We start from the raw sequence: 13,577 nt of genomic DNA on the forward strand, positions 1-13,577 counted from the left end.
GCGCCGTAAACAGCAAAAAGGGCCGCATTTGCATGCGGCCCTTCTCTTGTTCTGGCTCCCCGACCTGGACTCGAACCAGGGACCTGCGGATTAACAGTCCGTCGCTCTACCAACTGAGCTATCAGGGAATTGAGGCAATATTATAGCCGGGCGTTTGCAGTTTGACCAGTGCATCTTGCGAAACGGACTCGCCGCCAGCGCAAGGCATACCCAGTTTGCTATAGTTTCAGCTTCTCCGGCGCCCGCGCCGACCACTTCTCACTGACAAACCATGACCACTTCCCGCGCCCTCGGCACCCCGCTCTCCCCTTCCGCAACCAAAGTCATGCTGCTCGGCTCCGGCGAGCTGGGCAAGGAAGTGATCATCGCCCTGCAGCGCCTGGGAGTCGAAGTGATCGCCGTCGACCGCTACCCGAACGCGCCTGGCCACCAGGTGGCGCACCGCGCCCACGTGATCGACATGACGGACGGCGCCGCACTGGAGGCCCTGATCGACCGCGAGCGCCCCGACCTGGTGGTGCCCGAGATCGAGGCGATCGCCACCGACAAGCTGGCCGAACTCGAAGCCGCGGGCCGCATCACCTGCATCCCTACCGCGCGCGCGGCCCAGCTGACCATGAACCGCGAAGGCATCCGCCGCCTGGCGGCCGAGGAACTGGGCCTGGCGACCTCGCCCTACCGTTTCGCCAGCAGCCTGGCCGAGTTGCAGGAAGCCTGTGAAGCGGTCGGCTTCCCCTGCGTGGTGAAACCGGTGATGTCGTCGTCCGGCAAGGGCCAGTCGAAACTCGATTCCGCCGCCGACGTGGCCGATGCCTGGGCCTACGCCGCCGCGGGCGGACGGGTCGACGCCGGCCGCGTGATCGCAGAAGGCTTCATCGACTTCGACTACGAGATCACCCTGCTGACCGTGCGCTCGCTCGGCGCCGATGGCCAGGTCGAAACAAGCTTTTGCGAGCCGATCGGCCACAAGCAGGTGCAGGGAGATTACGTCGAATCGTGGCAGCCGCACCCGATGCAGCCACTGGCGCTGGAGCGCTCGCGCGAGATCGCGGCCAGGGTCACGGCCAACCTGGGCGGCCTGGGCGTGTTTGGCGTCGAACTGTTCGTCAAGGGCGATATGGTGTGGTTCTCGGAAGTGAGCCCGCGCCCGCACGACACCGGCATGGTGACCATGGCCAGCCAGGTGCAGAGCGAATTTGAACTGCATGCCAAAGCCATTCTCGGCCTGCCGGTGAACCCGGCATTGCGCGCCCCCGGAGCCTCTGCCGTGATCTATGGCCAGCTGGACGAAGCCGGCATCGCCTTCGAGGGCGTGGCCGAGGCGCTGCGGGTGCCGGGCGCCGACCTGCGCCTGTTCGGCAAACCGGAATCGTTCGCGCGCCGCCGCATGGGCGTGGCGCTGGCGAGCGCCGACGACGTCGAGACCGCGCGCCAGCGTGCCCTCGAGGCGGCGTCGAAGGTCAAACCAGTGTCCGGCAAACGCTGAAGCAGTCGCCCTCAAGGACGACCGCCATGCATGAACAGCTTGCACTGCTCATCATCGACATGCAGAACGCTATGTGCAGCCAAACCCTTCCACCTCGCAACAATCAGGCGGCGGAAGACAATATTGCACGCCTCCAGCTCGCCTGGCGCAATGCGGGCCAGCCGCTGGTCTTCGTGCGGCACATCAGCCGTTCGCCGACATCCCTGTTCGCGCCTGGCCAGCATGGGGCGACGCACCAGGAGCGCTTCCTGCCGCAGCCGCATGAACACGTCGTCGAGAAGAACGTGCCTGACGCCTTCATCAACACCGGGCTGGAGCGATGGTTGCACGCGCGGGCGCTGCGCCGCCTCGTGATCGCCGGGGTCAGTACCAACAATTCGGTCGAAGCAACTGCGCGCACGGCGGGCAACCTGGGCTTCGACGTCGTGGTCGTGTCCGATGCCTGCTTCACCTTCGACAAGCAGGATTTCGGCGGTACATGGCGGAGCGCCGAAGAGGTACACCTGATGGCGCTGGCGAACCTGCATGACGAATACGCGCAGGTGCGCAGCACGGACGAGGTACTGGCCACGCTGGCGCGCGACTGATCCGAGCCGCCAAAGCAAAAAGGGCCGCATTCGCATGCGGCCCTTCTCAATTCTGGCTCCCCGACCTGGACTCGAACCAGGGACCTGCGGATTAACAGTCCGTCGCTCTACCAACTGAGCTATCAGGGAAAGGAGGCCGCATTATACCTGCTGTTTTCGATTTCGCAAGCATTCACGCGACGAAAAAACGTGAAACTAGACTTTCGTCCGCGCGACCAGGCGCTTCAGGGCGTCCAGCACCAGCTCCGGCTCGGTCAACTGAGGAAAGTGAGCACTGCGCCGCGCTTCGATCCGCTCGCCCAGCGGCGACAAGGCCGCCAGCGCCAGCTGGGTACGCTCACGCTCGCGCACGAGGGCTGCAGGCACCATCCAGCGCGGCAGGCGCTTCGTGCCGGACAACACCGTCACCGGCACCGGCGGGAACGCGGGCGCCTCCTGGATATCCTTCACGGTTTCAAGCTCATGCCGGATCTCGTCGAATTGATCGCGCGGCGATATGCGGTCGAGCAGCTTGATGAAGCCGCGCTGCAATGGCGACTGGAATTGCTTGAGCGTGGTGACGTCGTCCGGCGCGGTCGCTTCCAGGAACAGCACCCCGGCCACCTCGTCGGCGAAGGCGCGTGCGAACAGGTTGGCGTGCAGGCCGCCGAAGGAATGGCCGACCAGCACGAACGGCGGCTCGATGCCGGCCGTCTGCAACAGCAGGCGCAGCTGCGCCACCACGGTCTCGCCGTACTGCGCCTCGCGCGGCTTGGGGCTGCCGCCGACACCGGGCCGGTCATAGGCGAACACGGTGCCCAACTGCTCGATCTCGGGATACAGCTTGTACCAGCCATCGAGCGGGCCGCCCGCGCCATTGATCAGCACGATCGACGGCTTGCCCTGCCCCGACTTCATCAAGCGGAACATCTGCCCTTCGATCAGGGTGGCATGGCTTTTCGGAAGTTGCTTCACGCGGGTATCTCCTATGGTGCCCGACAGCGCCAATCATGCACGCCGCAAACGAAAAAGGCCGCATCCTCAGATGCGGCCTCTTCTAATTCTGGCTCCCCGACCTGGACTCGAACCAGGGACCTGCGGATTAACAGTCCGTCGCTCTACCAACTGAGCTATCAGGGAATTTACGCTTGCATTATATGGCTGCTGAAACGTTTCTGTCAAATTTGCACAGATCGCAAGCGCCACTCCTGCTGCTCTCCACACACGCCGTAACGCTTGCGGAGAGCCGGGATTTTAGAGAACTTTGGCAACCGCGTCAACGACGCGATCGATATTGGTCGAGTTCAGCGCGGCGACGCAGATGCGGCCGGTGTCCACGGCGTAGATCGATTCGTCACGCAGCTTGCCCACTTGCTCCTTGGTCAGGCCCGAATACGAGAACATGCCGACCTGCTCGCGCACGAATTCGAAGTCGTGGCCCGGGGCCTTGGCCTTGAGCTTCTCGACCATCGCGCCGCGCATTTCACGGATGCGCACGCGCATGCCGGCCAGTTCTTCTTCCCACAGCTTGCGCAGCTCAGGGGTCGACAGCACGGTCGCGACGACCTTGCCGCCATGGGTCGGCGGGTTCGAGTAGTTGGTGCGGACCACGCGCTTGAGTTGCGACAGCACGCGGGCAGCCTCTTCGCCACTGGTGGCGACGATCGACAGCGCGCCGACGCGTTCGCCGTACAGCGAGAACGACTTCGAGAACGAGTTCGACACCAAGAGCGGCATGCCGGTCGCGGCGAAGCGGCGCACGACGGCGCCGTCTTCGTCGATGCCGTTGGCGAAGCCCTGGTAGGCCATGTCCAGGAACGGCACCAGGCCGCCCGCCTGCACGGTGGCGATGACTTGATCCCACTGCTCTTGCGACAGGTCGGCGCCGGTCGGGTTGTGGCAGCAGGCGTGCAGCACGACGATCGCGCCGGCCGGCATGGCCTTGAGCGCGGCCAGCATGGCGTCGAAGTTCACGCCGCGGGTAGCCGCGTCGTAATAGGCGTAGTTATGGACGGTGAAGCCGGCGCTTTCGAACAGCGCGCGGTGGTTTTCCCAGCTCGGATCGCTGATATACACGTCGGACGATGGCAGGAAACGCTTGAGGAAGTCGGCGCCGATCTTGAGCGCGCCGGTGCCGCCCAGTGCTTGCACGGTAATCGCACGCTTCTCTTGAATTACGGCGCTATCGGCACCAAATACCAGCTCTTGCACTGCCTTGTCGTAGGCCGCCAGGCCATCGATCGGCAGGTAGGTGCGCGGCGCGGGCTGCTCCATCAGTTTCGCTTCCGCTTTCTGTACGCACTCCAACAGTGGCACTTTGCCGTTATTGTCATAATAGACGCCCACGCCGAGGTTGATCTTGGCAGGGTTGGTATCGGCATTGAAGGCTTCGGTGATGCCCAGGATCGGGTCACGCGGGGCCATTTCAATGGCGCCGAAGAGGCTGGCAGAGGCGGTGGAAGTCATCGTGATAAACTCGGTTTTCGGCTGGGTTGGCAGCGGTGGGGTTAGTAATTGTATAGACAGCGGCCCTTGTAGGTGCAAGGCCGCGGGCGGATTCTCATTCTAACAAAGGTCTGTAAGCATGGCTGATTTATCCATCGCAACTTCGCCGGAACCGACGGTCATCACCTTCCCGGATTCCCCTTTCAAGTTGCATCAACCGTTCGAGCCGGCGGGCGACCAGCCGACCGCGATCGCGGGCCTGATCGAAGGCATCAACGACGGCCTGTCATACCAGACTCTCCTTGGCGTCACGGGCTCGGGCAAGACGTACACGATGGCCAATGTGATCGCGCGCGCCGGCCGTCCGGCGATCGTGTTCGCACCCAACAAGACGCTGGCGGCCCAGCTGTATTCGGAGTTCCGCGAATTCTTCCCGCAAAACGCGGTCGAGTATTTCGTGTCGTACTACGATTACTACCAGCCCGAGGCCTATGTGCCACAGCGCGACCTGTTCATCGAAAAGGACTCGTCGATCAACGAGCACATCGAGCAGATGCGCCTGTCGTGCACCAAATCGCTGATGGAGCGGCGCGACGTGGTCATCGTGGCCACCGTGTCGGCCATCTACGGTATCGGTAATCCGAACGAGTACCACAAGATGATCCTCACCCTGCGCCACAAGGATAAAGTGGCGCAGCGCGACATCATCGCGCGCCTGATCCAGATGCAGTACACCCGCAACGAGATGGATTTCTCGCGCGGATCGTTCCGTGTGCGCGGCGACACCATCGACATCTTCCCGGCCGAGCATGCCGAGCTGGCGATCCGCGTCGAGATGTTCGACGACGAGATCGAATCGCTGCAGCTGTTCGACCCGCTGACGGGCCGCGTGCGCCAGAAGATCCCGCGCTTTACCGTGTATCCGGGCTCGCACTACGTCACGCCGCGCAGCACCGTGCTGCGTGCGGTCGAATCGATCAAGGCCGAGCTGCGCGACCGCCTCGAGGAATTCCGTCAGCAGAACAAGCTGATCGAAGAGCAGCGCCTCGAGCAGCGCACCCGCTTCGACCTCGAGATGATGGCCGAGATCGGCTTTACCAAGGGCATCGAGAACTACTCGCGCCACCTGTCCGGCGCGATGCCGGGCGAGCCGCCGCCGACCCTGATCGACTACCTGCCGAAAGACGCGTTGATGTTCATGGACGAGTCGCACGTGATGATCGGCCAGCTCAATGCGATGTACAGCGGCGACCGTTCGCGCAAGACCAACCTGGTCGACTATGGATTCCGCCTGCCGTCGGCGCTCGACAACCGGCCGCTCAAATTCGAGGAATTCGAGAGCAAGGCGCGCCAGACGATCTTCGTCTCGGCCACGCCGGCCGAGTACGAGAAGGGCAAGGCCGACAATGTGGTCGAGCAGGTGGTGCGCCCCACCGGCCTGGTCGACCCGCAAATCATCGTGCGCCCTGCCCTGTCGCAGGTCGACGACCTGATGAGCGAGATCAACGACCGCGTCGCCAAGGACGAGCGCGTGCTGGTGACCACGCTGACCAAGCGCATGGCCGAGCAGCTCACCGAATACCTGGGCGACCACGGCATCAAGGTGCGCTACCTGCACAGCGATATCGACACGGTCGAGCGCGTGGAAATCCTGCGCGACCTGCGCCTGGGCACCTTCGACGTGCTGGTCGGGATCAACCTGCTGCGCGAAGGCCTGGACTTGCCCGAGGTGTCGCTGGTGGCCGTGCTCGATGCAGATAAAGAGGGCTTCCTGCGTTCCGAACGTTCGCTGATCCAGACCATCGGCCGCGCGGCGCGTAACCTCAACGGCGTGGCGATCCTGTATGGCGACCAGATCACCGATTCGATGCGGCGCGCGATCGACGAAACCGAACGTCGCCGCGCCAAGCAGATCGCCTTCAACGAGGCCAATGGCATCACGCCGAAGGGTGTGCACAAGAAGATCAAGGAAATGATCGACGGCGTGTACAGCAGCGCCGCGCAGAAGGCCATGGTCGAGGGCGTGCACGAGGATGCGGCGACGGCCAAGGTCGAGTCGATGAGCGAGAAGCAGATCAGCAAGGAGATCAAGCGTCTCGAGAAGCTCATGGTCGACCATGCCAAGAACCTCGAGTTCGAAAAGGCGGCGCAGGTGCGCGATCAGCTGCATGTGCTCAAGCAGCAGGCGTTCGGGGCGCCGGGGGCGGATAATGTGGTGTCGATGTTGGGCAAGTAACGCACCCGCCAGTTCGCAACGCTCGCCCGTCGTTCCCGCCCTCGCCGGGCGCCTTGGCGGGAACCTAAGACTGACGCAATGTCGACTGCCTCAAACGTAGTCTCTAAGCAAGCGACTTAGGTTCCCGCCTCCGCGCACTGGTGTCCGGAATAATTTTGAGCGCTTGAAAAAGGCCGCTGTATAGGAAAAATCACGTCGTTCCCGCCCTCGCCGGGCGCCTTGGCGGGAACCTAAGTGTGCATGGCCAGTGGCCTAAAAATCGACCTCCGATGAACGTTCGGGTCACGCAAGGGCATGAACATTCTGTGATTTCACTTGGATCCCCGCCTCCGCGGGGATGACGATGCATACTTTGCGTATAAATATTCCGGACACCAGTGCGCCTCCGCGGGAACGACGTTTTTGGGCTGCGGACAGGATTACCTTCCCACGGTGCGGACGCCTTACGCCGCCACGCCCGCCAGCAACTCCAGCAGTTTCGCCAGGTCCGCTGGCTTGGCCATGTGATGATCGAATCCGGCATTGTGCGCACGCTGCCGGTCTTGTTCCTGCCCATACCCCGTCAGCGCCACCAGCATTGCCTGCGTGGTCTCGGGCATCGCGCGCAGCCGGCGCGCCAGTTCGTGGCCGTCGATGTCGGGCAAGCCGATATCGAGCAGGGCGACGTCCGGCGGCGCGTGCAGCGCGCTGGCCAGCGCGCTGCGGCCATCGTAGGCAACGTCGACCTCATACCCGTTCATCTCCAGCAGCGTCCCCAGCATCTGGGCCGCGTCGACGTTGTCGTCGACCACCAGCACCCTCAGCCCGCGCGCGCCGCGCGGCTGCACGTCCAGCCGCGGCGTGCTCGCTTCCGGCGCCGCGGCCAGGCACGGCAGATACACCACGAACTCGCTGCCCTTGCCCAGCCCTTCGCTGTGCGCCTCGACCCGACCGCCATGCAGCACGGCCAGGCTCTTGACCAGCGCCAGGCCTAGCCCTAGGCCGCCCTGCGAGCGGTCGGGCGTGCGCTCGGCCTGGATGAACAGGTCGAAAATATAGGGCAGGATCGGCGGATCGATGCCCTGCCCGTTGTCGCGCACCGCCACCCGCACGTCGCCCGCCTCGATGCGCGCGCTGAGCACGATGCATCCGCCCGGCGTCGTGTACTTGGCGGCGTTGTTCAGGATGTTCGAGACCACCTGGACCAGGCGCGTGCGGTCGCCCTCCACGCGCAATGCGCCGGAGGCGATCTCGCAATGCAGTTCGTGGCGGCGCGCATCCATCAGCGGGCGCACCTGCTCCACCGCCGCGCCCACGATCTCGCGTACTTCCAGCGCCTCCCTGGTGATGGTCACCTGGCCGCGCGTCACGCGCGAGACGTCGAGCAGGTCGTTGACCAGGGACGTCATGTGCTGGGCCTGGCGCGCGATGATGTCGCTGGCGCGCTCGATGCCCGGCGCATCCAGCTGGCCGCGCTGCAGCAGCTGGGCCGCCGTCGTGATCGGCGCCAGCGGATTGCGCAGCTCATGCGCCAGCATCGCCAGGAACTGGTCCTTCTGGCGGTTGGCGGCGCGCAGCTCGTCCTCGATGTGCTTGCGCGCCGTGACATCGCTGCCTTCCACGAAGATGCCCGCAACCATCCCATGCTGGTCGTGGATCGGCTGGTAGACGAAGTCGATGAAGCGCTCTTCGAGCGGCGCATGGGGGTCGCGCTGCACGCGCAGCGGCACCGCGTGGCCGACGAAAGGCTGGCCGGTCTGGTACACGTGGTCGAGCAGCTCGAAGAAGCCCTGCCCCCGCACCTCGGGCAGCGCGTCGCGCACGGCCTTGCCGACCAGCGCGCGGTGGCCGACCAGTTGCAGGTAGGAGCGGTTGGTCAGTTCGAACACGTGGTCCGGCCCGCGCAGCACGGCGATGATGCCGGGCGCCTGCTCGAACAGGGTCACCAGGCGCTCGTTCTCTTCCTCGCGGTAGCGCTGCGCCAGCACCTCGCCGGTCATCTCGACGCAGGCGCAGAACATGCCGGCCACGGTGCCGTCCTCGTCGCGCACGGGCGAATACGAAAAGCGGAACCAGGTGTCCTCGTCATAGCCGTGACGGCGCATGCGCAGCGGCAGGCGGTCCATGTAGCTGGCCTCGCCCTTGAGCGCGCGCACGACCAGCGGATGGATGTCGAGCCAGATCTCGGCCCAGACGTCGTGGAATCTCCTGCCAAGCGCGCCCGGGTGCTTGTCACCCAGGATCGCGATGTAGGAGTCGTTGTAGAGAAAGCCGAGCTCGCCGCCCCAGGCGACGAACATCGGGAACTTCGAGTTGAGCATCAGGCCGACCGTCGTGCGTAGCGCCTGCGGCCAGGTGCGCGGATGCCCCAGGGGCGAGGCCGACCAGTCGTGAGCGCGCATCGTCGCGCCCATCATCCCTCCTCCGCTGAGAAAGGGTAGCCATTCGGTCGGTGACGCGGATTCCTGATTCATTCGTGTGCCGGGAGTCGCGTACAGTTTACGCAATTGCAGTGTGCCAGATTTGTCTGGCGACTCCCGCACGGATGCACGGAACAGGCTGCTTGCCGCTTAGAGCATGCGCGCTCGCCGCCGCCTGCACAGGCCGAGGCAGCCGAGCGCCATGCCGATCAGCGACAAGGTTCCTGGCTCGGGAATCTGGCTGGCCGCCAGCTCGACCGAGACGTCGTCGAAGAAGATTCCCGAAGGGTCGTGGTAGCCGGATAACTGCAGGATGGTCGAGGCCGATGTCGCCATCAGGTTACGCACGATGATCTGTGTGGACGGGCCGCCCGTCGTGATATCGGTGGACGTGTTCGTGGTCGGGAAATTGTAGATGGCCGTGGCCAGCGCGTCTCCGAACATCACCTGTATTCCATTATCAAATTGAAATATCGGAAAGCCTCCCGGGCCGATCACGCCGTCCGCGTACAGCCAGAAGGTCAGATCGTAGCGCTGGCCGATCGTCGTCGGCAGGACCTGGGTGGCGAAGCAGGAGAATTCGGGCCCGAAGCAGCCGGTACTGAGCGAGTTGACGCCGCTGTGCGCGCCGCGGCCGGCGTCGCCCAGAAACCAGCCTTCGGAGAGTTCCCACGTGCCGTCGTTCAGTTCAAAACTGCCGTCGCGGACAATATTGGCACTTGCCGGCACGGCGACTGCCAACGCCAGCAGGATTGCTGCGGCGGCACGCATTACGGATTCCATCGGAACCTCCTCTGAGCACATCCGGGAGTAAACGATGATTGATTTTCGCGAGGACGATGTCAAGGAACGCCATCTGACGGGAGTCAATGCGGTGTCGAGTCCCGCACAGATGGCTTCAGGACGGCAGGACCTGCTCCTCAGCCGGCGCGCACGCGGCGCCTGCGCGCCAGCGCCAGTCCGCCCATTGCCAGGCCGAGCAGCGACAGCGTGCCCGGCTCCGGCACTTCGCCGGGCTCTTCGCCAGGCACCGCCTCGACCACGACGTTGTCGAGATAGATGCCGGCCGGGTTGTGGTAGCCGGCGAACTGCAGGACGGTCGATGCGGAAGTCGCCAGGATATTGCTGATGGTGATCAGCGTCGAAGGTCCACCGGGGTTGAAGCTCCCGCTCGTATTCGTCGTCGGGAAATTGATGATCGTCTGGACGATCTCGTCGCCGAACCAGACCCGCAAGCCGTTATCGAAATTCAACGCAACGTTGCCATTGCTATCGACAACGCCGTCGGCGTACAACCAGAAGCTCAGGTCGTAGCGCTGACCGGCGACAGTGGTCAGGGTCTGGCTGAGCGTGCAGCCGAAATTGCTGCCCATAGCGCAACCGGTACCTGCCGACGAGCTGCCGTCCTGCGTGCCGCGCACGTACCGGCTCCAGCTCTCGGTTTGCCATGCGCCCTCGCCGTCGAAGGCTTCGAAACTGCCGTCGACGACGATATTGGCGCTGGCCGGTGCGATGACCGCGGCAGCCAGGACGAACGTGGCGGCAAGTTGTTTTGCGAATTTCATCTGACATCCCTTCAGAAATAGTTGGTCTTGTGTCCTCCCATCGAAAGGAAGGTGCTTCTGCCTAAGCAAAAAGCACACCACGCCAACAATTTCCTTAGGAATCAAGCAACTAAAGTTGCGTCACACCTGACACTGCGATCTCTGTAAAGAAACCCGACAGTTACAACGACTGAACGAATTCGCGAATACCACCCAGCAGCATCTCGATCGACATCGCCGTCAGGATCAGGCCCATCAGGCGCTCGAAGGCGGTCATGACTTGCGGGCCGAGTTTCTGCTGCAGCTTCTCGGCGCTCAGGAACACCATCAGCCACACGATGCCCACGGCAGCGAGCGCAGCGACGTGCACCATCGTGTCGGTAAAGCTGGTGGAAGAAAACAGCAGCACCGTCGCCAGCGCCGATGGACCGGCCAGCGCGGGAATCGCCAGCGGCACGATGAAGGGCTCGCCGCCTTCGCTCTTGCCCAGCACGCCGTCCGGGTGCGGGAAGATCATGCGGATCGCGATCATCAACAGGATGACGGCGCCGCCGATGCGCAGCGCGACCGGGGAGAGGTGCAGCGCTTCGAGGAAGTGCTTGCCGAAGAACATAAAAGTCAGCAACAGCAGGAAGGCGATGGCGCACTCACGGATCACGATCTTGTTGCGGCGCTCGACCGGCGTGTCTTTCAGCGCGGCGGCGAACAGGGGGACGTTGCCGAACGGGTCGGTGACGAGGATGAGCAGGATAAAGGTCTGGAAGAAGCTTTGGGTCATGGCTTGTTATTGTTGGAATGCCAAAAGTTTTGGTGACGCAATATTAGCAGAGGCCCGAAACGACGTCGTCCCCGCGAAGGCGGGGACCCAAGTAAAGACGTCGTCCCCGCGAAGGCGGGGACCCAAGCTCGCTTGCGCAGCCACTTCGCTCGAAGCAAGTGGTGCGCTGAAAAACTTGGGTCCCCGCCTGCGCGGGGACGACATGGGGCAGCGGCTGACTGGGTAGCCGCAGCGGTCTGCTTACTTCTCGAATTTCTTCAGCCACGCCGCCAGCTGATGCGGGCGCAGGCCGTCATACTCTTCGAACGGCTGGTGGATCCACGGATTGTGCGGCAGGTCGTCCAGGAAGTAATCCGGACGGATTGACGACGTGCCCTTGACCCAGATGACGGCCGACTTCACTTCGGTGACATCCTTGTAGTTCTCGGTCAGGTGTTCGCTGACCTTGCGCAGGGTGACGCCCGAATCGGCCAGGTCGTCGACCAGCAGCACGCGGCCGGCCAGCGGACCCTTGGTCATGGTCATGTACTTCGAAATGTCCAGGTCGCCCTGCTTGGTGCCGGCTTCTTCGCGGTACGAGCTGGTCGACAGGATCGCCAGCGGCACGTCGAAGATGCGCGAGAACACGTCGCCAGGACGCACGCCGCCGCGCGCCAGGCACAGCACCTGGTCGAACTTCCAGCCCGATTCATAGACCTGCAGCGCCAGGCGCTCGATCAGGCGGTGGTATTCATCCCAGGAGACCCACAGGTCCTTGTCCGTCGATACAGGGGAATTCATCTTCTACTCCAGATTTTTATTGGATTACGCTGCGAACGGGTGACGCAGGACGATGGTTTCTTCACGGTCCGGGCCGGTCGACACCATGTCGATCGGCACGCCAACCAGTTCTTCGATGCGCTTGATGTAGGCGCGGGCATTGGCCGGCAGCTCTTCCATCGACTTGGCGCCGACGGTCGATTCGGTCCAGCCCGGCATCTCTTCGTACACCGGCTCGCACAGCGCCGCTTCTTCGGCGCCGACCGGGAAGATGTCGACCTCGCGGCCGTCGATCTTGTAGCCGGTGCAGAGCTTCAGCGACTCGATACCGTCCAGCACGTCCAGCTTGGTCAGGCACATGCCCGACACGCCGTTGATCTGGACCGAGCGGCGCAGCAGTGCGGCGTCGAACCAGCCGCAACGACGGGCGCGGCCGGTCACGGTGCCGAATTCATGGCCGATGCGCGACAGGTGTTCGCCCACGCCTTCTTCGGTCGACAGCTCGGCCGGGAACGGGCCCGAACCGACGCGGGTGGTGTAGGCCTTGGTGATGCCCAGGATGTAGTGCAGCATGTTCGGGCCGACGCCGGCGCCGGCGGCGGCATTGCCGGCCACGCAGTTCGACGAGGTGACGAACGGATAGGTGCCGTGGTCGACGTCGAGCAGCGAACCCTGCGCGCCTTCGAACAGCAGCTTACCGCCGGCCTTGTGGGCCGCGTACAGCAGCGACGACACGTCGGCGACCATCGGACGCAGGCGCGGCACGAGGGCCATCGCGTCGTCGTAGGTAGTCTGGAAGTCGATCGCTTCGCCGCCCAGGTAGTTGACCAGCACGTGGTTGTGGTAGTCCAGGTTTTCCTTGAGCTTCTCGGCGAAACGTTCCGCGTTGAGCAGGTCGGCGATACGGATCGCGCGGCGCGCGACTTTGTCTTCGTAAGCCGGGCCGATGCCCTTGCAGGTGGTGCCGATCTTGTTCTCGCCGCGCTTGGCTTCGCGCGCCTTGTCGATGGCGACGTGGTAAGGCAGGATGATCGGGCACGCCTCGGAGATCTTCAGGCGCGACACGACTTCGATGCCGGCGGCCTGCAGCTTGTCGATCTCGCGCATCACGTCCGGCACCGAGACCACGACGCCGTTGCCGATGTAGCAGGCCACGCCTTCGCGCATGATGCCCGACGGGATCAGCTGCAGCGCGGTCTTCTGGCCCTTGATGACCAGGGTGTGACCGGCGTTATGGCCGCCCTGGAAACGCACCACGCCGGCGGCGTGGTCGGTGAGCCAGTCGACGATCTTACCTTTGCCTTCATCGCCCCACTGGGTGCCGATGACAACGACGTTCTTTGCCACGTTAGTATTTGACATCA

11 protein-coding genes and 3 tRNA genes are annotated in these 13,577 nt (G+C 63.8%); 3 read left to right on the forward strand and 11 right to left on the reverse strand.

The annotated features are described in order from the left end of the window. Positions 1-52: 52 nt before the first annotated feature. Positions 53-128 (reverse strand) — tRNA-Asn (locus SOM61_RS24325). Between the two features lie 143 nt (positions 129-271). Between SOM61_RS24325 and purT the strand changes: the two genes are divergently transcribed. After that, the gene (gene purT / locus SOM61_RS24330; RefSeq protein WP_320476473.1) at positions 272-1,486 is read left to right on the forward strand and encodes a formate-dependent phosphoribosylglycinamide formyltransferase; all 1,215 of its coding nucleotides are present in this window, start codon (positions 272-274) and stop codon (positions 1,484-1,486) included. 26 nt (positions 1,487-1,512) lie between these two features. Further along, a complete protein-coding gene (locus SOM61_RS24335; protein ID WP_320476474.1) occupies positions 1,513-2,073 on the forward strand; it encodes a cysteine hydrolase family protein in 561 nt (186 codons plus the stop codon). A gap of 53 nt (positions 2,074-2,126) precedes the next feature. Here the strand turns inward: SOM61_RS24335 and SOM61_RS24340 are convergent. The 4 genes from SOM61_RS24340 to SOM61_RS24355 all read right to left on the reverse strand — a co-directional run bounded on the left by SOM61_RS24340 (position 2,127) and on the right by SOM61_RS24355 (position 4,518). Further along, a tRNA-Asn gene (locus SOM61_RS24340) sits at positions 2,127-2,202 on the reverse strand. Positions 2,203-2,268: 66 nt separating this feature from the next. After that, positions 2,269-3,027, reverse strand: coding sequence for an alpha/beta fold hydrolase (locus SOM61_RS24345; RefSeq protein WP_320476475.1), 759 nt, complete (start codon positions 3,025-3,027; stop codon positions 2,269-2,271). 89 nt (positions 3,028-3,116) lie between these two features. Further along, positions 3,117-3,192 (reverse strand) — tRNA-Asn (locus tag SOM61_RS24350). 114 nt (positions 3,193-3,306) lie between these two features. Then, entirely contained in the window at positions 3,307-4,518 is a 1,212-nt protein-coding gene (locus SOM61_RS24355; RefSeq protein ID WP_320476476.1) for an amino acid aminotransferase, read from the reverse strand. A 118-nt stretch (positions 4,519-4,636) separates the two neighbouring features. On the opposite strand from SOM61_RS24355, the gene uvrB reads away from it, so the two are divergent. Further along, entirely contained in the window at positions 4,637-6,733 is a 2,097-nt protein-coding gene (uvrB, locus tag SOM61_RS24360) for an excinuclease ABC subunit UvrB (RefSeq protein ID WP_320476477.1), read from the forward strand. A gap of 443 nt (positions 6,734-7,176) precedes the next feature. Here uvrB and SOM61_RS24365 read toward each other — a convergent pair whose 3' ends face one another. The 6 genes from SOM61_RS24365 to SOM61_RS24390 form a co-directional block, all read right to left on the reverse strand. Then, on the reverse strand, positions 7,177-9,129 hold the full coding sequence (locus SOM61_RS24365) for a hybrid sensor histidine kinase/response regulator (protein ID WP_320476478.1): 1,953 nt from the start codon (positions 9,127-9,129) through the stop codon (positions 7,177-7,179). A 153-nt stretch (positions 9,130-9,282) separates the two neighbouring features. After that, complete coding sequence (locus SOM61_RS24370; protein ID WP_320476479.1) at positions 9,283-9,915, reverse strand: PEP-CTERM sorting domain-containing protein; 633 nt, start codon at positions 9,913-9,915, stop codon at positions 9,283-9,285. 137 nt (positions 9,916-10,052) lie between these two features. After that, positions 10,053-10,697: a PEP-CTERM sorting domain-containing protein gene (locus SOM61_RS24375; protein WP_320476480.1), complete on the reverse strand. Its 645-nt coding sequence runs from the start codon at positions 10,695-10,697 to the stop codon at positions 10,053-10,055. A 160-nt stretch (positions 10,698-10,857) separates the two neighbouring features. Continuing rightward, a complete protein-coding gene (locus tag SOM61_RS24380) occupies positions 10,858-11,454 on the reverse strand; it encodes a MarC family protein (protein ID WP_320476481.1) in 597 nt (198 codons plus the stop codon). 240 nt (positions 11,455-11,694) lie between these two features. Further along, positions 11,695-12,234, reverse strand: a complete 540-nt coding sequence (locus tag SOM61_RS24385) for a phosphoribosyltransferase (protein ID WP_137173646.1) — start codon at positions 12,232-12,234, stop codon at positions 11,695-11,697. Positions 12,235-12,258: 24 nt separating this feature from the next. Next, positions 12,259-13,575 (reverse strand): adenylosuccinate synthase, encoded by a 1,317-nt coding sequence (locus SOM61_RS24390; RefSeq protein ID WP_320476482.1) that lies wholly within the window; start codon positions 13,573-13,575, stop codon positions 12,259-12,261. Positions 13,576-13,577: the final 2 nt, after the last annotated feature.

The sequence above is a fragment of the Massilia sp. CFBP9012 genome, assembly GCF_034045115.1.
GTDB lineage: Bacteria > Pseudomonadota > Gammaproteobacteria > Burkholderiales > Burkholderiaceae_D > Telluria.

What these genes read in the sequence shown, in the direction of transcription:
- SOM61_RS24370 (WP_320476479.1), bottom strand. Translation starts at nt 9,915, where the DNA reads ATGGAATCCGTAATGCGTGCCGCCGCAGCAATCCTGCTGGCGTTGGCA.
- SOM61_RS24335 (WP_320476474.1), top strand. Translation starts at nt 1,513, where the DNA reads ATGCATGAACAGCTTGCACTGCTCATCATCGACATGCAGAACGCTATG.
- SOM61_RS24385 (WP_137173646.1), bottom strand. Translation starts at nt 12,234, where the DNA reads ATGAATTCCCCTGTATCGACGGACAAGGACCTGTGGGTCTCCTGGGAT.
- SOM61_RS24390 (WP_320476482.1), bottom strand. Translation starts at nt 13,575, where the DNA reads ATGTCAAATACTAACGTGGCAAAGAACGTCGTTGTCATCGGCACCCAG.
- SOM61_RS24365 (WP_320476478.1), bottom strand. Translation starts at nt 9,129, where the DNA reads ATGATGGGCGCGACGATGCGCGCTCACGACTGGTCGGCCTCGCCCCTG.
- SOM61_RS24375 (WP_320476480.1), bottom strand. Translation starts at nt 10,697, where the DNA reads ATGAAATTCGCAAAACAACTTGCCGCCACGTTCGTCCTGGCTGCCGCG.
- purT (WP_320476473.1), top strand. Translation starts at nt 272, where the DNA reads ATGACCACTTCCCGCGCCCTCGGCACCCCGCTCTCCCCTTCCGCAACC.
- uvrB (WP_320476477.1), top strand. Translation starts at nt 4,637, where the DNA reads ATGGCTGATTTATCCATCGCAACTTCGCCGGAACCGACGGTCATCACC.
- SOM61_RS24355 (WP_320476476.1), bottom strand. Translation starts at nt 4,518, where the DNA reads ATGACTTCCACCGCCTCTGCCAGCCTCTTCGGCGCCATTGAAATGGCC.
- SOM61_RS24380 (WP_320476481.1), bottom strand. Translation starts at nt 11,454, where the DNA reads ATGACCCAAAGCTTCTTCCAGACCTTTATCCTGCTCATCCTCGTCACC.